This is a genomic window from Vibrio lamellibrachiae (genome assembly GCF_050337265.1).
Classification (GTDB): domain Bacteria; phylum Pseudomonadota; class Gammaproteobacteria; order Enterobacterales; family Vibrionaceae; genus Vibrio; species Vibrio kyushuensis.
This window is the reverse complement of sequence record NZ_JAKJSU010000004.1, coordinates 721,513-741,694: the sequence shown is the minus strand read 5'-3', so window position 1 is coordinate 741,694 and position 20,182 is coordinate 721,513. Positions and strand designations below refer to the sequence as shown.

General features: G+C 41.8%; 19 protein-coding genes. 17 read left to right on the top strand and 2 right to left on the bottom strand.

Going from position 1 to position 20,182, the window contains the following annotated elements; translation table 11 throughout:
- The first annotated feature begins 90 nt into the window (after positions 1 to 90).
- The 12 genes from clpP (at position 91) to pyrF (ending at position 12,924) form a co-directional block, all read left to right on the top strand.
- On the top strand, positions 91 to 717 hold the full coding sequence (gene clpP, locus L4C54_RS03570) for an ATP-dependent Clp endopeptidase proteolytic subunit ClpP (RefSeq protein WP_428801457.1): 627 nt from the start codon (positions 91 to 93) through the stop codon (positions 715 to 717).
- 81 nt (positions 718 to 798) lie between these two features.
- Positions 799 to 2,079 carry an ATP-dependent protease ATP-binding subunit ClpX gene (clpX, locus tag L4C54_RS03565; protein ID WP_428801458.1) on the top strand — a complete coding sequence of 427 codons (1,281 nt, stop codon included), beginning with the start codon at positions 799 to 801 and terminating at the stop codon, positions 2,077 to 2,079.
- A 140-nt stretch (positions 2,080 to 2,219) separates the two neighbouring features.
- Entirely contained in the window at positions 2,220 to 4,565 is a 2,346-nt protein-coding gene (gene lon, locus L4C54_RS03560) for an endopeptidase La (protein ID WP_428801459.1), read from the top strand.
- Between the two features lie 195 nt (positions 4,566 to 4,760).
- Positions 4,761 to 5,033, top strand: a complete 273-nt coding sequence (locus L4C54_RS03555; protein WP_102404411.1) for an HU family DNA-binding protein — start codon at positions 4,761 to 4,763, stop codon at positions 5,031 to 5,033.
- Positions 5,034 to 5,203: 170 nt separating this feature from the next.
- Positions 5,204 to 7,060, top strand: coding sequence for a peptidylprolyl isomerase (gene ppiD, locus L4C54_RS03550; RefSeq protein WP_428807102.1), 1,857 nt, complete (start codon positions 5,204 to 5,206; stop codon positions 7,058 to 7,060).
- 196 nt (positions 7,061 to 7,256) lie between these two features.
- Complete coding sequence (locus L4C54_RS03545) at positions 7,257 to 7,517, top strand: ComEA family DNA-binding protein (protein WP_428801735.1); 261 nt, start codon at positions 7,257 to 7,259, stop codon at positions 7,515 to 7,517.
- Positions 7,518 to 7,687: 170 nt separating this feature from the next.
- Positions 7,688 to 8,368 (top strand): (d)CMP kinase, encoded by a 681-nt coding sequence (gene cmk, locus L4C54_RS03540; RefSeq protein ID WP_428801461.1) that lies wholly within the window; start codon positions 7,688 to 7,690, stop codon positions 8,366 to 8,368.
- A gap of 109 nt (positions 8,369 to 8,477) precedes the next feature.
- Positions 8,478 to 10,148 (top strand): 30S ribosomal protein S1, encoded by a 1,671-nt coding sequence (gene rpsA / locus L4C54_RS03535; protein ID WP_428801462.1) that lies wholly within the window; start codon positions 8,478 to 8,480, stop codon positions 10,146 to 10,148.
- 122 nt (positions 10,149 to 10,270) lie between these two features.
- Positions 10,271 to 10,552 carry an integration host factor subunit beta gene (gene ihfB / locus L4C54_RS03530; protein WP_428801463.1) on the top strand — a complete coding sequence of 94 codons (282 nt, stop codon included), beginning with the start codon at positions 10,271 to 10,273 and terminating at the stop codon, positions 10,550 to 10,552.
- Between the two features lie 142 nt (positions 10,553 to 10,694).
- Complete coding sequence (locus tag L4C54_RS03525; protein ID WP_428801464.1) at positions 10,695 to 10,970, top strand: LapA family protein; 276 nt, start codon at positions 10,695 to 10,697, stop codon at positions 10,968 to 10,970.
- Positions 10,971 to 10,989: 19 nt separating this feature from the next.
- A complete protein-coding gene (gene lapB / locus L4C54_RS03520) occupies positions 10,990 to 12,159 on the top strand; it encodes a lipopolysaccharide assembly protein LapB (RefSeq protein ID WP_428801465.1) in 1,170 nt (389 codons plus the stop codon).
- Positions 12,160 to 12,228: 69 nt separating this feature from the next.
- Complete coding sequence (gene pyrF / locus L4C54_RS03515) at positions 12,229 to 12,924, top strand: orotidine-5'-phosphate decarboxylase (protein ID WP_428807101.1); 696 nt, start codon at positions 12,229 to 12,231, stop codon at positions 12,922 to 12,924.
- 91 nt (positions 12,925 to 13,015) lie between these two features.
- Here pyrF and miaE read toward each other — a convergent pair whose 3' ends face one another.
- Together miaE and L4C54_RS03505 are read right to left on the bottom strand one after the other, a co-directional pair.
- Positions 13,016 to 13,774: a tRNA isopentenyl-2-thiomethyl-A-37 hydroxylase MiaE gene (gene miaE, locus L4C54_RS03510; RefSeq protein WP_428807100.1), complete on the bottom strand. Its 759-nt coding sequence runs from the start codon at positions 13,772 to 13,774 to the stop codon at positions 13,016 to 13,018.
- 72 nt (positions 13,775 to 13,846) lie between these two features.
- The gene (locus L4C54_RS03505; protein WP_428807099.1) at positions 13,847 to 14,611 is read right to left on the bottom strand and encodes a DNA repair protein; all 765 of its coding nucleotides are present in this window, start codon (positions 14,609 to 14,611) and stop codon (positions 13,847 to 13,849) included.
- Between the two features lie 303 nt (positions 14,612 to 14,914).
- Here L4C54_RS03505 and cysB point away from each other — a divergent pair, with 303 nt between their 5' ends.
- The 5 genes from cysB (at position 14,915) to L4C54_RS03480 (ending at position 20,063) form a co-directional block, all read left to right on the top strand.
- A complete protein-coding gene (gene cysB / locus L4C54_RS03500) occupies positions 14,915 to 15,889 on the top strand; it encodes an HTH-type transcriptional regulator CysB (RefSeq protein WP_428801469.1) in 975 nt (324 codons plus the stop codon).
- 52 nt (positions 15,890 to 15,941) lie between these two features.
- Positions 15,942 to 17,135 carry a methyltransferase gene (locus tag L4C54_RS03495; RefSeq protein WP_428807098.1) on the top strand — a complete coding sequence of 398 codons (1,194 nt, stop codon included), beginning with the start codon at positions 15,942 to 15,944 and terminating at the stop codon, positions 17,133 to 17,135.
- A gap of 159 nt (positions 17,136 to 17,294) precedes the next feature.
- A complete protein-coding gene (locus L4C54_RS03490; protein ID WP_428801471.1) occupies positions 17,295 to 18,260 on the top strand; it encodes an ABC transporter substrate-binding protein in 966 nt (321 codons plus the stop codon).
- Between the two features lie 55 nt (positions 18,261 to 18,315).
- Positions 18,316 to 19,272 (top strand): ABC transporter permease, encoded by a 957-nt coding sequence (locus L4C54_RS03485; protein ID WP_428801472.1) that lies wholly within the window; start codon positions 18,316 to 18,318, stop codon positions 19,270 to 19,272.
- A complete protein-coding gene (locus tag L4C54_RS03480; protein ID WP_428807097.1) occupies positions 19,269 to 20,063 on the top strand; it encodes an ABC transporter ATP-binding protein in 795 nt (264 codons plus the stop codon). The genes L4C54_RS03485 and L4C54_RS03480 overlap by 4 nt, the downstream gene beginning before the upstream one ends.
- Positions 20,064 to 20,182 lie beyond the last annotated feature (119 nt).

The window sequence follows — 20,182 nt, the reverse complement described above, 5'->3', positions numbered from 1 at the left end:
GTAGGTGGTTGACTTTACGTGAACTATTCTGCTAACAATGGTCCGTATGATACTTGTCATTCGGACCATTTATTTTAGGGACATAATAATATGAGCTTACAAGAACAAAATGCAATGTCACCGATTCTAAACGCTTTAGTACCAATGGTTGTTGAACAAACTTCCCGTGGCGAGCGCTCTTACGATATATATTCTCGCTTATTAAAAGAACGTATTATCTTTTTGACTGGTCAAGTTGAAGATCAAATGGCAAACCTTGTGGTTGCTCAACTTCTGTTCCTTGAATCAGAAAATCCAGATAAAGATATTTTCCTATACATCAACTCGCCAGGCGGCAGTGTTACAGCAGGTATGTCTATTTACGACACGATGCAGTACATCAAGCCAAACGTGAGTACCGTATGTATGGGGCAGGCATGTTCTATGGGCGCATTCCTACTTGCTGGTGGTGCACCAGGCAAGCGTCACGTATTACCAAACTCTCGCGTTATGATTCATCAGCCATTAGGCGGCTTCCAAGGCCAGGCTTCTGATATTCAAATTCACGCGCAAGAAATTCTAACAATTAAGCAAAAACTGAATAAACTACTTGCAGACCATACTGGCCAACCGCTAGAAGTGGTTGAAGGTGACACTGATCGTGATAACTTCATGTCAGCAGATCAAGCAGTAGAATACGGCTTAGTTGATTCAGTATTAACTCGAAATGCTGAGTGATTTAATACAAATTGTTTCACGCATTTCGAATAGATTTGATATACACTCAAACATAAAGAGTAAAGGCTAAGAGGTTAGCGAATGACAGACAAAAGCAAAGAGAGTGGTAGCAGTAAACTGCTTTACTGTTCTTTCTGTGGCAAAAGCCAGCACGAAGTTCGCAAGCTAATCGCAGGCCCTTCCGTTTACATCTGTGATGAATGTGTCGATTTATGTAATGACATTATTCGTGAAGAGATCAAGGACGTTCTTCCTAAGAAGCAATCTGAAGCGTTACCGACGCCAAAAGAGATTCGTGAACACCTTGATGACTATGTAATTGGCCAAGATTACGCGAAAAAAGTGCTAGCAGTAGCGGTATATAACCACTACAAGCGTTTACGCAACGGCGATACAACGAGTGAAGGTGTTGAACTAGGTAAGAGTAATATTCTACTTATCGGCCCAACGGGCAGTGGTAAAACACTATTAGCAGAAACTTTAGCTCGTTTCTTAGATGTGCCGTTTACAATGGCTGATGCGACAACCCTAACCGAAGCTGGTTATGTGGGCGAAGATGTAGAAAACATCATCCAAAAGCTTCTGCAAAAATGTGACTACGATGTTGCAAAAGCAGAGCGTGGAATTGTTTACATCGATGAAATTGATAAAATTTCTCGTAAAGCTGAAAACCCATCGATTACACGAGATGTATCAGGTGAAGGTGTACAGCAAGCATTACTTAAGTTGGTTGAAGGTACAGTAGCTTCAGTACCGCCTCAAGGTGGTCGTAAGCACCCACAACAAGAATTCCTACAAGTTGATACTTCAAAAATCCTATTTATCTGTGGCGGCGCATTTTCTGGCCTAGATAAAGTGATTGAGCAGCGAGTTGACACCGGTAGTGGTATTGGTTTTGGTGCAGACGTTCGTTCGAAAGACGAAACACGAACCGTTGGTGAGCTATTCAAGAAAGTTGAACCTGAAGATCTCGTGAAGTATGGTTTGATTCCAGAATTCATTGGTCGACTTCCTGTTACCACAACATTGACTGAATTAGACGAAGAAGCACTGATTCAAATTCTATGTGAACCGAAAAATGCATTAACTAAGCAGTACAGTGCATTGTTTGATTTAGAAAACGTAGAGTTAGAATTTAGAGAAGATGCACTGCGAGCTATTGCTAAAAAAGCGATGAATCGTAAGACGGGCGCTCGTGGTCTACGTTCTATTTTAGAAGGTGTTCTTCTAGAGACAATGTATGAACTACCATCGGTAAGTGATGTTAGTAAAGTTGTTATCGACGAAACCGTTATTAATGGCGAATCTGAACCATTACTGATTTACAGTAATACAGATAACCAAGCGGCTGGCGCAGATTAAGTCAACTTGAGTAGGCATTTGTTTTAAAAGGAGGTAATCAATTACCTCCTTTTTTATTTCTGTTATTGAATCCAAATTATTAGCCCCCATATACTCATAATCAGTCATACGTTTAATATGAAAGCGGAAGAGAGAATAATATGAACTTGGAACGTTCCGAGCGTATCGAGATCCCCGTCCTACCTCTACGTGATGTAGTGGTTTACCCTCATATGGTTATTCCTTTATTTGTTGGCCGTGAAAAATCAATCAGCTGCTTAGAAGCGGCGATGGACAACAATAAACAAGTACTGTTAGTTGCACAAAAACAAGCAGATACAGATGAGCCAGAACAAGAAGACTTGTTTACAGTTGGTACTGTTGCGACGATTTTGCAGCTATTGAAGCTACCAGACGGTACGGTTAAGGTTCTTGTTGAAGGTCAGCAGCGAGCGAAAATTACTGAATTTAAAGAAAATGAGTTTTTCTTAGCGGATGCAGAATTTCTAACAACGCCTGAGCTGGATGAAAAAGAGCAAGAAGTTGTAGTACGTAGTGCTATTAATCAATTTGAAGGCTTCATTAAGCTCAATAAAAAAATCCCACCAGAAGTATTAACATCTTTAAATGGCATCGAAGAAGCGGCACGTTTAGCCGACACTATTGCTGCGCATATGCCACTTAAGTTAGATGACAAACAACAAGTTCTTGAGTTATTAGATGTTATTCAACGTCTAGAGTTCTTAATGGGGCAAATGGAATCAGAAATCGACATTCTTCAAGTCGAGAAACGTATCCGTGGCCGCGTTAAAAAGCAGATGGAAAAATCTCAGCGCGAATACTATTTGAATGAGCAGATGAAAGCGATTCAAAAAGAGCTGGGTGAAACAGAAGACGGCGTAGATGAATTCGAAGTTCTAAAGCAGAAAATCGAAGATTCTAAGATGCCGCAAGAAGCCAAAGAAAAAACAGAACAAGAGCTGCAAAAGCTTAAGATGATGTCTCCGATGTCTGCTGAAGCAACTGTGGTTCGTAGCTATATTGATTGGATGGTTGGCGTTCCTTGGGCTAAGCGTTCTAAAGTGAAAAAGAACCTAGCAAAAGCAGAAGAAACACTGAACGAAGACCACTATGGTTTAGAGCGCGTTAAAGAACGTATTTTAGAGTACCTCGCCGTTCAAAACCGCATCAACAAACTGAAAGGTCCAATCCTATGTTTGGTCGGCCCTCCAGGTGTTGGTAAAACCTCATTAGGCCGCTCAATCGCAGCTGCAACAGGTCGAAAATACACTCGTATGGCACTGGGTGGCGTGCGTGACGAAGCGGAGATCCGCGGTCACCGTCGTACTTATATCGGCTCATTGCCAGGTAAACTAATCCAGAAGATGTCAAAAGTGGGTGTTAAAAACCCGTTGTTCCTTTTGGATGAAATCGACAAAATGTCATCGGACATGCGTGGTGATCCTTCATCAGCACTGCTCGAGGTATTGGATCCAGAGCAGAACAACGCATTTAACGATCATTACCTAGAAGTTGATTACGATCTTTCAGATGTAATGTTTGTTGCTACATCTAACTCGATGAACATTCCAGGTCCACTTTTAGACCGTATGGAAGTGATTCGTCTTTCGGGTTATACCGAAGATGAAAAGCTGAACATTGCTAAGAGTCACTTGTTAGATAAGCAAGTGCAGCGTAACGGATTAAAGCCACACGAGATCACGATCGAAGACTCGGCAATTATCGGTATTATTCGTTACTACACGAGAGAGGCTGGTGTTCGTAGTCTAGAACGTGAAATTTCGAAGATCTGCCGTAAAGCAGTGAAGAATATCCTGCTGGATAAAGAGTTGAAATCTGTCGTAGTCAACATGGATAACCTTAAAGACTACTTAGGTGTTCAGCGTTGTGACTTTGGTAAGGCAGACGATAGTAACCGAGTCGGTCAAGTTACCGGTCTAGCATGGACAGAAGTTGGTGGTGATCTCTTAACTATCGAAACTGAATCGATGCCAGGTAAGGGCAAGCTAGCTCAAACCGGTTCTTTAGGCGATGTCATGCAAGAATCTATTCAAGCAGCGATGACGGTTGTTAGAGCACGTGCTGAGAAACTAGGTATTAACTCCGATTTCTATGAAAAGCGTGATATTCACGTGCACGTTCCTGAAGGCGCGACGCCTAAAGATGGTCCGAGTGCTGGTATTGCAATGTGCACAGCGTTAGTTTCAAGCTTGACTGGAAACCCTGTAAAAGCTGAAGTTGCGATGACGGGTGAGATTACCCTTCGTGGTGAAGTATTACCTATTGGTGGTCTAAAAGAGAAGCTGCTTGCAGCCCATCGTGGTGGCATAACTACAGTATTGATTCCTAAAGATAATGAACGTGATTTGGAAGAAATTCCGGACAACGTAATCGCTGATCTGAAGGTGATTCCGGTTCAATGGATCGATGAAGTTCTTAAAGTTGCACTTGAGCGTGACCCGTCTGGGGTCGAAATTAACGCCTAAAAGAGTGATGTGTAGCAAAAATAAGTAAAAGATTACGCTGATTAGCCTAAAAATGCTTGTCAGCGTTTTTTTTGGACGCTAACTTACCAACTAAGGCTTAAGCCAGTTGTATCAAGGCTTGGGCTAAATTCAAAAACGTAAATGGAACGATAGCTACCTACACAATAATAACAGGTAGCACAAAGGGGAATCACAGTGAATAAGACACAACTAGTAGAACAGATTGCAGAGAACGCTGACCTTTCTAAAGCATCAGCTGGCCGTGCATTAGATGCATTTATTGAAGCAGTAGGTGGTACATTGCAGTCTGGCGATCAGGTTGCTTTAGTAGGCTTTGGTACATTCAGTGTACGTACTCGTGCTGCACGTACAGGCCGTAACCCTAAAACGGGTGAAGAGATTCAAATTGCAGAAGCAAAAGTACCAGCATTCAAAGCTGGTAAAGCACTTAAAGACGCTTGTAACTAAGCATCGAACAAGTCTTTTGTAAAGTTAGCTTCTGTAAAAACAAGTACTGGCTTTATAGACCATGATATTTATGCGCATCCTACTGATGCGCATTTCTTTTTCTGGTATCATCACGCAAATAATTTTTTATGTCGAAGTTTGATGCTTCGTCTTCAGAGAGCAATTAAATTATGATGGAACGGTTTCGCGAAGGCGTGAATGGCCCTTTTGTTAAAATAGTCCTTGGACTTATCATCCTTTCATTTGTTTTTGCTGGTGTAGGTAGCTATATCATCGGTGGAAACGCAAACTCGGCGGCTACTGTTGGCAGTGCTGAAATCAGTCGTGGTGATTTCGAACAAGCTTACCAAAACGAACGCAATCGCATGCAGTCTCAACTAGGCGATTATTTCGCTAGCATGCTTGCTGACCCTACTTATGTAGAGTCGTTTCGTAAATCTGTCTTAGACAGAATGGTTAACGATTTATTATTAGAGCAACACGCTGAGTCTCTAGGACTACGTGTGAGTGATGCTCAAATCAGAACAATGATTTTAGAAATGCCACAATTTCTGAATAATGGTCAATTTGATCAAGAGATTTATCAAGCAGCGCTTCGTCGTGCCGGCTTCTCGGCCGAGAGTTTTGCTCTTTATCTACGTCGTGATCTAATTCGCAACCAATTACTAACGGCATTACAAAACAGCGACTTCTCTCTTGACGGTGAAGTTAAAGCGCAAAGTGAACTTATCATGCAAAGTCGTGAAGTTCGTACTGTAACGCTACCAGTGGCTGAAATGGCGAACTCTATCGAGTTGAGTGATGCAGAGATTGAAACTTTCTACAACGAAAATTCTGTGCGCTACACGCGTCCAGAACAAGTGAAAGTAGGTTATATCGAGCTGTCTGCTGAACAACTTAAGCAAACTATTCAGGTTTCTGATCGAGATATCGAACAGTACTATCAAGATAACCTTGATAAGTACTCGACAGAAGAACAGCGTCGAGTTAGCCATATCCTAGTTCAGGGTGATTCAGAGGTTGCAGATAATATCTTAGCTGAGCTTAACTCAGGTGCAGATTTCGCGGAACTTGCTCAAAAACAATCACAAGACTTTGGCAGTGCTGAAGAGGGTGGTTCATTAGGTTGGATCGAACGTGATGTAATGGACCCTACATTTGAAGATGCTGCTTTCGCTTTAACTGAAATCGGTGATATCTCAGGTGTTGTAAAATCGAACTTTGGTTACCACATCATTAAACTTGATGAATTAAAGGATTCGATTGCTCAACCGTTCAACGACGTTAAAGAAGAGATTGCATCGGAACTTGCGGATCAAAAAGCTGTTGATGAATTTTACGAGCTTCAAAGCGAACTTGAGAAAATTGCATTTGAGTATCCAGATTCTCTAGACGACGCAGCAGGCGCAATCGACCAGCCAATCCAAGCAACTGATTTTATCTCAGCTCAAGACGCGCCAGAAGTGTTGCGCTCTCAAGCGGTTATGCAAGCAATTTTAAGTCCTGAAGTTAAAGAAGACGGCTTGAACTCTGAAGTAATTGAAGTCGCTCCAGAGCATATCATTGTGGTTCGTGTTGACGACCTTCGTGATGAGGCTGTACTGCCACTTTCTGAAGTGTCAGAGCAAGTAAATTCTGCGCTTAAGCAAGTTAAAGGCGAACAGCTTGCAATCGAGCTGGCTGAAACAGTACTTGAGTCGTTATCAAACGGTGATGAGGCTGTCTTAGCGGAACATGATTTACAATTTGGTGAGACAGAAAATATTGATCGCCGTGCTCCATTAGCCGAAACTGTCTTTGCTATGGCGAAGCCAACTGAAGGTCAGTCTGTTTACGGGCAAGCTAAGGACTTTGAAGGCAATATCGTTATAGTGGCACTGGATAAAGTTGAAGTGAACGTGGACACTCAGTTTGTTTCGCAAGTTGACGCTCAACTAACCCAGCTAAATAATCAGCAAGACCTTTCTGGTATTCTAAGTATCTTGAGAGCAAATACTGAAATTGATTACTACATCGTTAATCAATAATCTTATGATTCAATGAATCGTGAACAATTAAATGATTAAAATGTAATTGATATTTATATTAAAACGGGTCGCTTATGCGGCCCGTTTTGTTATCTGAAATATTCACGCGTAATGCAAAATTAGATGGGTAGGCTAACGACTTTAAACCAACAGTGAGATGACCTATATGTTAATCAAATCCATTATTTTAAGCCTAATGTTGTTTATTTTACCCAGCACACATTCATTTGCCGCAGACTCATCCAAATATGAGGGCATTGAAATTACCGTTAATATCAATCAAGCGACTGCGGAAGAGTTAGCTGCGCTACTCACAGGCATAGGTATTAAAAAAGCTCAAGCAATCGTTGATTACCGAGAAGAGCTTGGAAAGTTTGAAACAGCAGAAGACCTAGTCAATGTCAAAGGCATTGGTGAGTCTATATTAGAGAAAAATAGGACTAGAATCCTACTGTAAAATACTTCTTCGCTTGTCTGATCAGGCAAGCGTCCAATTTTTATTCTATTTTATCTGTTTCTTTACGAAAACCTGAATCGAAACTAGCACCGAACTCTCATTCGCATTATAATTTTTCGCCGACAAAGCTAACACTAGACTTTTAGCGATCAACTTACGTGGAGTGAAACATGGCACTTGAAACACCAGTGATTACTGTAGATGGACCAAGTGGTGCCGGAAAAGGTACCCTTTGTATGCTATTGGCCGAAAAATTAGGTTATCAACTTCTCGACTCTGGTGCTATTTATCGAGTCCTCGCGTTAGCTGCAATTCATCATGGTTTGGATACTGAATCAGAAGATGTTTTAGTCCCTCTTGCAACTCACTTAGACGTGCAATTTATTGCCGAAGGTGATTTAGTTAAAGTTATTTTAGAAGGTGAGGACGTATCACACGAGCTGCGTAAAGAAGAGACTGGAATGGCAGCTTCAAAAGTGGCTGCATTACCTCGCGTAAGAGAAGCATTATTACGTCGCCAGAGAGCGTTTTCTGATGGCAATGGTCTCGTTGCTGACGGTAGAGATATGGGTACCGTCGTTTTCCCCCAAGCAACAGCCAAAATTTTTCTGGATGCCAGTGCTGACGAGAGGGCGAATAGACGCCTTAAACAGTTGCAAGATAAAGGTTTAGATGTTAAATTTGGCGACCTTTTGAGCGAGATTCAAGAGCGTGACGATCGCGATCGCAACCGTGCTGTTGCTCCTTTACGTCCTGCTGTTGATGCGCTATTGCTGGATTCGACCTCGATGAATATCGATGAAGTTGTCGAAACAGCCATGAAGTTTATAGAATCTAAATTGGCTGAGTAGTCTATACTCAGTCAACTGAGAACGTCGGTCGCAAGGATGATGACTGGCGAATTTATCAACCCCATGCGGTAGGATACCCATGGACGTTTAATTAATTGAAGATTAAATAATGACTGAATCTTTTGCTCAACTCTTTGAAGAGTTTCTATCTGAAACTGAATTTAAACAAGGCAGTATCGTTAAGGGTACTGTAGTAGCTATCGAGAACGGTTACGTTCTTGTTGACGCTGGTCTTAAGTCTGAATCTGCTATCCCTGCTGAACAATTCAAGAACGCTGCTGGCGAACTTGAAGTTGAAGTTGGTGCTGAAGTAGACGTAGCTCTAGACGCTGTTGAAGATGGTTTCGGTGAAACTCAACTTTCTCGCGAGAAAGCGAAGCGTCACGAAGCTTGGATCGTTCTTGAGAAAGCTTACGAAGAAGCTGAAACTGTTGTTGGTATCATCAACGGTAAAGTTAAAGGCGGTTTCACTGTTGAACTAAACGGTATCCGTGCTTTCCTTCCTGGTTCTCTTGTAGACGTGCGTCCTATCCGTGACACTGCTCACCTAGAAAACAAAGAGCTAGAGTTCAAAGTTATTAAACTTGACCAGAAGCGTAACAACGTAGTTGTGTCTCGCCGTGCTGTTATCGAATCTGAAAACAGTGTTGAGCGTGATGAGCTTCTTGAAACTCTACAAGAAGGCAGCGAAGTTAAAGGTATCGTTAAGAACCTTACTGACTACGGTGCATTCGTTGATCTTGGCGGTGTTGACGGTCTACTACATATCACTGATATGGCGTGGAAACGTGTTAAGCACCCATCAGAGATCGTTAACGTAGGTGACGAGATCCAAGTTAAAGTTCTTAAGTTTGACCGTGAGCGTACTCGCGTATCACTAGGTCTTAAGCAACTTGGCGAAGATCCATGGGTAGCAATCGCTAAGCGTTACCCAGAAGGTCACAAGCTTTCTGGTCGTGTTACTAACCTAACTGACTACGGCTGCTTCGTTGAAATCGAAGAAGGCGTTGAAGGTCTAGTACACGTTTCTGAAATGGATTGGACTAACAAGAACATCCACCCTTCTAAAGTTGTTAATGTTGGCGACGAAGTTGAGGTTATGGTTCTTGAGATTGACGAAGAACGTCGTCGTATCTCTCTAGGTCTGAAACAGTGTAAAGCTAACCCTTGGCAGTCATTCGCTGAAGCGCAAGCTAAAGGCGATAAAGTTACTGGTAAGATCAAGTCTATTACTGACTTTGGTATCTTCATCGGTCTTGACGGCGGCATCGACGGTCTAGTACACCTATCTGATATTTCTTGGAACGCAACTGGCGAAGACGCTGTTCGCGAATACAAGAAAGGCGACGAAATCTCTGCAGTAGTTCTTGCAGTAGATGCAGAGCGTGAGCGTATTTCTCTTGGCGTTAAGCAAATGGAAAATGACCCGTTCAATGCATACGTTGCTGATAACAAGAAAGGTACTCTTGTAAACGGTAAAGTAACTGCAGTTGACGCTAAAGGCGCTACTGTTGAGCTTGAAGAAGGCGTAGAAGGTTACATCCGCGCTTCTGAAGTTTCACGCGACCGTATCGAAGATGCATCTCTAATCCTAAGCGTTGGTGACAGCGTTGAAACTAAGTTCACTGGTGTAGACCGTAAGAACCGCGTAATCAACCTATCTATCAAAGCTAAAGATGAAGCTGAAGAGCAAGAAGCAATGGCTTCACTGAACAAGTCTGAAGACGGCGGGTTCGGTAATGCTATGGCTGACGCATTTAAAGCTGCGAAAGGCGAATAATAGCTTCTCGTAAGAGAATATTAGCTATATAGCTAAGAAAGGAGCCGAAAGGCTCCTTTTTTTTTTGCTTAATTTCTCGATAGGTCTATAATTTCTAAAAAGAAAAGCGAACGAGGAAAACTATGACTAAGTCTGAACTGATTGAAAGACTCTGTTCTGAGCAAACACATTTGTCTGCAAAAGAAATAGAAGATGCTGTAAAAGATATATTAGAACATATGGCAACTACTCTAGAGAGTGGTGACAGAATAGAGATCCGTGGTTTTGGCAGCTTCTCGTTGCACTTTAGAGAGCCACGTGTTGGACGTAATCCTAAGACTGGTGATAAGGTTGAATTAGAGGGTAAATATGTGCCTCATTTCAAGCCAGGCAAAGAATTACGCGAACGCGTTAACTTATCTTAATTAGTTAATTATAAGATTGTTAAGAAACGGCTAACTGTAATGTTAGCCGTTTTTTTATCATTAGAATGTTCATAATAGCCATGGTTTGTGAGGTGATTTTCCTGCATAATCGTACCTGCTATCAATATCAGGGTAACGGATTATGAAAATTATAAAAATCATTGTAGTACTTGCTCTTTTCCTTATTGCACTTGCTTTAGGATCTCAAAACCAAGCTGTCGTTACTTTTAACTACTTGCTTGCGCAAGGAGACTTTCACCTTTCAACCTTGCTTGGTGTCGTTTTTGTTGCTGGTTTCTCTTTAGCTTGGGTCATATTTGGTAGTCTTCATTTTAAATCTCAGCTTCAAGTTCGTAAGTTAAATAAAAAGTTAAAAAAAACGACCGCTGAAAAAATGCCAATCCAACCCAAAGTATAGATGCGGTAGACTTTCCTAAATGTTAGAAATTCTCTTCTTGTTATTACCAATTGCTGCTGCCTATGGGTGGTACATGGGTAATCGTAGTGCTCAACAAGATAAACAGAAACATTCTAATCAAATGTCTCGTCAATATGTGACTGGTTTGAACCTGCTCTTGTCTGATCAATCAGACAAAGCCGTCGATCACTTTATTGAATTGCTTCAAGTTGACGACAACACAATAGATACGCACCTAGCTCTTGGTAACCTATTTCGTTCTAGAGGAGAGGTTGATCGTGCTATTCGGATTCACCAAAATCTAATCTCTCGATCTGGTTTAACTATCGATCAGAAAAACATTGCACTCCAACAGCTTGCCAAAGATTACATGGCTTCAGGATTCTTAGATCGAGCAGAGAAAATATTTGAACAACTTATCGAAGAGCCAGATCACAGAGAAGGCGCACTGCAACAGTTAGTCGCGATTTACCAGCAAACACGAGAGTGGGCCAAGGCGATTCATTTGGCTGGACTGTTAGTTAAACTCGGTAAACCTCGGATTAGAAGCTCAATTGCTCATTTTTGGTGTGAGCTCGCCATCCAAGAGAAGCAAGATGGCAATATTAATAAATCTATTCAGTATTACCAACGCGCATTAAGTGAAGATCCTAAGTGCGTTCGTGCAAGTATATTGTTGGGTAAGCAATTCTTAGAGTCAGAGGACTATCAGCAAACGATTGAGCACCTAGAAAACGTACTTGATCAAGACAGTGATTTTGTAGGAGAAGTCCTACCTATATTAGCTGATTGCTACTACCACCTTGGTAATGAGAGTGGTCTTGTTGAATTTTTGAGGCGTTGTATTTCCAAGAAAACAGGCGTATCTGCCGAGTTAATGCTGGCTCATCTTGTTGCTCAACATGAGGGTACCGGTGAGGCACAGAATTTACTTACTCGCCAGCTAGTTAAGAACCCAACAATGAAGGGCTTTTACCGTTTGATGGATTATCATTTAGCGAACGCTGAAGAAGGCCCGGCTAAAAACAGCTTAAGTACACTTCAAAAGCTCGTTGGTGAGCAGCTTAAACTCAAGCCACATTATCGCTGCCGGAAATGTGGTTTCTCTACGCACTCAATGTATTGGCATTGTCCATCCTGTAAGGGGTGGGGCGTTATTAAGCCGATTAGAGGCTTAGACGGCGAATAGTTAGCTTTTTAAGTAATACTTTTAGTAAGAACCAGTTGATAAGAACAATTTTAATACTTAGGAGATAAAATGAACGACCAAAAAGTGATCGTTGCTCTAGATTATGACAAGCAAGCAGATGCTCTAGCATTTGTGGATAGAATTGACCCAACATCTTGTCGTCTTAAAGTTGGCAAAGAAATGTTCACTTTGTTTGGACCAGACTTCGTTCGGGAACTCCATAAACGCGGTTTTTCAGTATTCCTCGATCTAAAGTTTCATGATATTCCAAATACTTGCTCGAAGGCTGTCAGAGCTGCCGCTGAACTTGGTGTTTGGATGGTCAACGTCCACGCTAGCGGCGGTGAACGAATGATGACGGCTTCACGAGAAATTCTAGAGCCGTATGGAAAAGATCGCCCGATGCTTATCGGTGTTACTGTGCTAACGAGCATGGAACAAAGTGACTTGGCGGGTATCGGTTTGAATTTAGCACCCCAAGAACAAGTTATTCGTTTAGCAACACTAACGAAAAACTCAGGTCTTGATGGCGTTGTATGCTCTGCACAAGAGGCTTCGATGTTAAAAGGTGAACTAGGAAGTGAGTTTAAGCTTGTAACCCCTGGTATTCGTCCTGTAGGAGCATCTGTAGGCGATCAGAAGCGTATCATGACTCCGGTTGATGCTATTCAAGCGGGTTCTGACTATCTTGTCATTGGGCGACCAATCACTCAAGCAACGGATCCGGCGTTTGTGTTAAGCGAAATCAATAAGACACTTGTTTAAATTATATTTGAGCAAGTGTTTATATGTAAAAAAGGTCAGCTTGTGCTGGCCTTTTTTGTATCAGATGACTTATTAAAACAAGTTTGGCTATCTAATGAGGGCATCCACTGTGAAATTTGAAGTCTTTGTCTTTGCGAGTAATTAATTCAGCTTCAATTTTACCAAAATATTGAATTCTGTCTGTTATATCTTTCCCCGCAATGTTGGCAGCAAGTGTTAAATAATCTTGGTAGTGGCGAGCTTCTGAACGAAGTAGAGATACGTAAAATCGTTCCATCTCTTTATCTAAATGAGGTGCTAGTAATGCAAATCGTTCACATGAACGAGCTTCAATGTATGCACCAATAATTAATTTATCAACGAGTGCCTGAGGTTCGTAAGTGGCTACGTTTGTCAGCATTCCTTTTGCATAACGACCTGCAGGTATAGGACGATAAGCTATTTCTCTTTCTTCCATTATTTCTAATACTTGATAGAAGTGATGAAGTTCTTCTTTGATTAGGAGTACCATCTTATCGATCAAATCTTGATTGTATGGCGAGTTATCCTTTGCTGACAGGTTTTTGGTTATCTGACTTTTCCCCTTCAAGCTTTGTGTCGATCCTTGCTTTCGATATGCAAACTCTTCAAATGGTTTGAACCAATCTAATAGTAGCTGAGCGCTAGATTGGTCTACGGCATACTTTCGAAGAAGATACATCGCAGATTGACCTGCTTTTAATTCACAGAGCAGGTGATCAATTAAGATGATCTCTAGATTATCAGGGCGCTTGGCTTGCTCAATCCATTCTGGAGGCGTTGAACAGTGTAGAAAGTCAAGAATAGGGGCAAGTAAGGTTTGGTTATCCATAGTTCTCTATTAATTGTGTATCGCTAAAAATAAAAAAGGCCGCAACAAGCGGCCTTAGGGCAGAAATTCTTGTTACCATTTTTTCTTTTGACCAAACAGTGCGTCCATATCGTCTTCTTTTTCTTTTTCTTCGATCTGTTGTAAATCTTCCGCACTTTTGTTTTGGCGCTTTTGCTCTAACTCATCAAACATAGTTTGCAGCTTGTTACGAGCTTGATTCGAGTAGTCATCATTTTTCGAGCTAAGGGCATCAATGCCTTTTCTCAACAATTGAATTGCGGTGCCGGGTTGACCGCGAACAATAGCATCGTTGGCACGCTTGATAACATTTTCAATATTGATACGAACTTGAATAGATTCTAGTCTCGCATTTTCAGCCACATAAGCTTGGGTTTCGAAACGGCCCTTATTGTGCTCAGTGCGAATAGTATCTCGAAGTCTTTTAACCAGTTTAAGCATTACAATCGCTTGCTTATCGCTACTCGGAACTTTAAATGTCGTGCTATCACCACCTTGATAATTGTCTCGAAGTTGAGTGATCTGCTGCTTCATATTCTCTAGACGTTGTGCTAATTGTTTATTCTTTGGATCTAGCTCATGCATATTATTTAGAGCATCAAGGATACGAGAATTGAGGCAGACAAGCAGCTCTTTACTAAACGGCATATGGTGAGCATTACCGATGAGATCTTCAGTAGCATCGATAATGGCGATATAGCGGGCTGACTCTTGTTTCTTTGCCGTCTCTACCTTTACTTTGTATTGCAGCATGATGTTATAACCAAGCACCAACACTAATAAGACAGCTACTAGAGCGATAATTAATCCAATATTCATAAATTCCATATCTTTGTGTTAGATGGTTAGCGTTTTAGGATACACGATCCGAATAAGTTACGGCACCTATATATCAACACTTTTATTATTACTGTTTGTCATTTGATTATTAACCAAAAGTTTGAATTAGCACAGTAATATGAGGGTTAGCTTGCAAAATTACCGTTTGTTCTGAGTGACAAATGAACGAACCGAACGCATGCTCCCAATTTCTCTACCAATTGTAGCTCAATAGCGTTATAACTAATAATTATAAACTATTAGTGCCTACTAGACCGTCGGCAAGGATTTCGAGGTCATATAATGAAACTACAGCAGCTAAAATATATAGTTGAAGTTGTAAACCATAACCTAAACGTATCTGCAACAGCAGAAAGCTTGTATACATCTCAACCAGGTATTAGTAAGCAAGTTCGTTTACTCGAAGATGAATTGGGTATTGAAATATTCGAGCGTAGTGGAAAACACTTAACACAGGTGACTCCAGCTGGCATCGATATCATTCGTATATCTCAAGAAATCCTTTCCCGCGTTGAAAGTATTAAGGCAGTTGCTGGAGAGCATACTCATCCGGAAAAAGGCACGCTCAATATATCGACCACTCATACACAAGCTCGTTATGCTCTGCCTGATGTGATTAAAGGTTTTACGTCGCGATACCCTAAAGTTTCGCTGCACATGCATCAAGGAACGCCGAGTCAGATGTCTGAGGCTATAGCTAAAGGTACGGCTAACTTTGCTATCGCGACCGAAGCGCTTCATCTTTATCAAGATGCGATTATGTTGCCGTGTTATCACTGGAATCGCTCAATTGTTGTGACCAAAGATCATCCATTGGCAAATAAAAAAGACGTCACTATCCATGATTTAGCCAGTTATTCACTTGTTACATATGTATTTGGTTTTACTGGACGTTCCGAATTAGACACTGCGTTTAATAAAGAGGGGCTAACACCACGAGTTGTCTTTACCGCCACAGATGCAGATGTCATTAAAACCTATGTGCGGATGGGTATTGGCGTTGGTGTAATTGCGAGCATGGCCATTGACAAGGAAACAGATGGCGATTTAGTGGCGATTGATGCAAGCCACATCTTTGAGGCAAGTACTACGAGTATTGGTTTCCGCCGAGGCACATTCCTGCGTACATATATGTACGATTTTATGGAGAGATTCGCTCCTCATTTGACTCGCCCTGTAGTCGAGCGTGCGACATCATTAAAATCGAATGCAGAAATTGAGGAAATGTTTAGAGATATTGAACTTCCAGTTCGTTAAACCTTCCTAAAATTATGACTTCCTCTTACACTACGCTGATATGGGGGGAGTCATGCAAAATACCTTTAAAAAACTCAATCGGTTTATGCTGGATAATCAAGTGCTTTGGCGTTTTGAGCCTTTTCACGATAGTATAAACCCATCTAATCCTTGGGATGAAACCCATCCAGAGTTATCGGCTTGGTTAGAATCATTAGAGCAAGGTGATATTGAACAGTTCAAATCTGATTCGCTCAGTTTATCTCAACATATTCAGCGCTTTTGTCCTGAACTTGCAGAGATTAACACCCTTATTCAGTTACCTTTTCAAGACACTCAACCTTTGGCGTTTGATTCTCACCTGTTTAACGGCATCCCCGGACGAAAATTAGAACAGATTACCTCAATGGGCGAGCTTTCTGTTGAGCTGCACCGGGGTGAGGAGTGGTTAGAGTGGTGCTCAGGCAAAGGATACTTAGGTCGAATTCTAGCGGCTAGCACAAATCAACAAGTCACAAGCTTTGAGTTTCAACATTTACTATGTGAAGCAGGTCAAAATCAAGCTGAAGCTCTTGATCTTCCAATGACTTTTATTCAAGGTGATGCGTTAACCGATGAACCTTTAGCCTGTATGAATGACAAGCAGCACGCGGTGGCACTTCACGCTTGTGGTGATTTACATGTGAATTTGCTTTATAAGGCGACACAGAAATCCCTACCAGCAATGACGATTTCTCCTTGCTGTTATCATTTAATTAAATCTGATCAATATCAGCCAATGTCACGATTAGCCCAATCTTCAGAATTGGTACTGTCTAAGCAAGAGCTACGAATACCCCTGCAGGAAACGGTGACAGGCGGCGAACGTGTTAAGCGTCATCGTTTTCAAGAAATGTCGTATCGGCTTGGGTTTGATCTCATGTTGCGAGAACTTGGCATTTCAAAAGAGTATATCGCCATTCCAAGCATTAAAAAGTCTCAGCTAGCGCTAGGGTTTGAATCGTTCTGCATCTGGGCCGCTAATAAAAAGAGCTTGAATCTTCCATCAGTCAACTTTACTGAGTATCACAATAAAGGGATTGCGCGTTTTTGGCAGATGGAACGTATCAGTCTGATTCAGCAATTGTTTCGACGCCCACTGGAGTTATGGCTTGTTCTCGACAAAGCGCTATATCTGCAACAACAGGGCTATAACGTATCACTCTCTCAGTTTTGTTCACGAGAAGTCACGCCTCGAAATATACTGCTCCACGCTTATCTAGACTAATTTGTCTTTATGTCTCTTTTTTGTTGCCTTATTGTTAAAGGCTACTTCCTTTTTTTTTAAGTAACTGGTACTAATATTGTGTGTGTATATTAAATGCACAACTACAATAATAACCAAACACAACACTCACTACTAAGTTGCTTAAATCAAGGAGTTAAGATGAAGGCACATAAAATTCTAGCCACAGCTATCATTGCCGGCGCAGCATTACTCTCATCGACCAGTCTTATGGCTAAAACAGCCAAGGTCGCAGTATCACAGATTGTTGAACACCCTGCTTTGGATGCGACTCGACAAGGATTACTTGATGGCCTTAAAGCACAAGGTTATGAAGAAGGGCAAAATTTAGAGTTTGATTATAAGACCGCTCAGGGAAACCCCGCTATTGCCGTTCAAATAGCCCGTCAATTTATCGGTGAGAATCCGGATGTATTAGTTGGCATTGCAACACCTACGGCTCAAGCATTGGTGGCCGCTACTCGTAAGATTCCAGTTGTATTTACCGCGGTCACAGACCCTGTTGGTGCAAAATTAGTTAAGCAGCTTGAACAGCCAGGAAAGAACGTTACTGGGCTTTCTGATTTATCACCGGTTAGCCAACATGTTGAGCTAATCAAAGAGCTATTACCTGATGCTAAATCAATTGGTGTTGTTTATAACCCTGGTGAAGCCAATGCAGTAACACTAGTTGAGCTATTAAAAGAAAGTGCTAAAGCTCAAGGCTTTAAAGTCATTGAGGCGACGGCATTAAAAAGTGCTGATGTTATGTCAGCGACTCAAGCCATCGCAGCTAAGTCTGATGTTATTTATGCCCCGACAGATAATACCGTTGCAAGTGCAATTGAAGGTATGATTACCGCAGCTAATCAAGCGAATACACCAGTATTAGGCGGCGCCACTTCTTATGTAGATAAGGGTGCTATCGCGAGTCTTGGTTTTGATTACTATCAAGTTGGTTATCAAACAGCCGATTATGTTGTTGCTATTTTGGAAGGGAAGAAACCTGGTGATTTAGATGTGAAAGTCGCTAAAGGTTCAGATTTGGTTGTGAACTCTGGTGCAGCGAAAAAGCTCGGCGTTACGATACCTCAGGCCATTCTTGACCGCGCAACAAGCGTAAAATAAGTCAGTATTGAGCCAGTAATTGGATTACTGGCTTTCTAGCAGAAAGGGAGTTGTTATGTCTGCTTTTGCGTTTTTTGGTGCTCTAGAAATAGGGCTCTTATATGGTCTTGTGGCTTTAGGGGTATACCTTACCTTTAGAGTACTAGACTTCCCCGATCTTAGTGTTGATGGCAGTTTCCCTATGGGGGCAGCCGTCGCCGCGACAGCAATAGTCGCAGGCGTTAATCCTTGGCTTGCAACTGGAATGGCAATTTTAGCCGGTGCAACAACAGGGTGGGTCACTGCTTTTCTTGCTGTACGTTGCGGTATTCTTCATTTACTAGCTTCAATTCTTACAATGATCGCGGCGTTTTCTATCAATATTCGCATTATGGGTCGCCCAAATATGTCACTACTCGGTGAAGATACAATTCTTACACCATTTGAATCCTTGGGTGATGCAATGTACATCCGACCAATTGCAGTAGGGGTCTTAGTCCTTATCTCAGCATGGGGTGTGGTTCGGTTACTCAATAGTGACTTTGGATTAGGCTTACGAGCGACAGGTGTTAACTCTCGAATGGTATCAGCACAAGGTGGTAGCACATCGTTCTATACCTATTTTGGCTTGGCACTATCAAACGGATTCGTAGGGTTTGCAGGGGCGTTATTTGCACAAACGAATAGTTTTGCGGATGTTACCTCGGGTGTCGGTACTATTGTCGTTGGTTTAGCCGCTGTAATATTGGGACAAACTCTTATTCCTGGGCGTAAAATTTGGGTAGCAGTTACCGCCGTTATTGTTGGGTCTGTATTGTATCGTTTAGCGGTCGCATTCGCGTTAAGTAGTGGTATGTTCGGACTACAAGCATCAGATTTGAATTTAGTCACAGCTGTTCTCGTCGCTGTTGCGCTTATTGCGCCCAAAATAAAAGGGAACATGAAGGCAAAAAAGTCCGTTAGACCTGCTAAGAGCCTTGTGATTGAGCAAGGTATTTCAAAGCAGGTAAAAGAATCAGGAGACGCGGTATGATTCGCTTAGAAGATATTGAAGTAACATTTAACCCTGGAACAATATTAGAAAACCAAGCATTAAGAAGCGTGTGCTTAGAAGTTCCAGAGCACCAATTCTTAACGGTGATTGGTTCTAACGGAGCTGGGAAGTCAACGTTACTTGGTGCTGTTACAGGTGAAACCCCTATGATCGGCGGAAGCGTTATCATCGATGATCTCGATGTTACACGACTCACGGTTGATCAAAGAGCGAAGCAATGTGCTCGCGTATTCCAAGATCCTCTTGCGGGCACATGTGCAGATCTGACGATCGAAGAGAACATGGCGTTAGCTTACATGCGCGGTAAAAGACGAGGTTGGAGTTTATCCCTCTCTTCAAAAAGACGTCAGCTGTTTCAAGAGAGAATTAGTATTCTTGGTCTTGGGTTAGAGGATCGCTTAAGTGATAATATTGGATTATTATCTGGCGGTCAGAGACAAGCTGTGAGTCTTGTGATGGCGACGCTATCAGATAGTAAGCTCCTTTTATTAGATGAGCATACTGCTGCGCTTGACCCGAGGATGGCCGCATTTGTCATTGATTTAACCAAAACTATTGTACATGAGTTTAATCTAACGGTGATGATGGTTACTCACTCAATGAAGGACGCTCTCGCTTGCGGTGATAGAACCGTAATGTTGCATCAAGGCGAAATTGTATTAGATGTCTCTGGTGAGCAGCGTGCTAATATGAAAGTACCAGACTTACTTGAGATGTTCTCTAAAGTACGTGGTGAAGAGCTCGCTGATGATAGCTTGCTACTAAACTAGTTAGTCTTTGAATTGAGTTGTTATCGATATTTAATGACTTGTTCTTTGGCGCTTTGCACCGTAATAGATACCCACCCATAAGTCATGCATGAGGTGGGTTTATTTTTTGAATGCAGTTA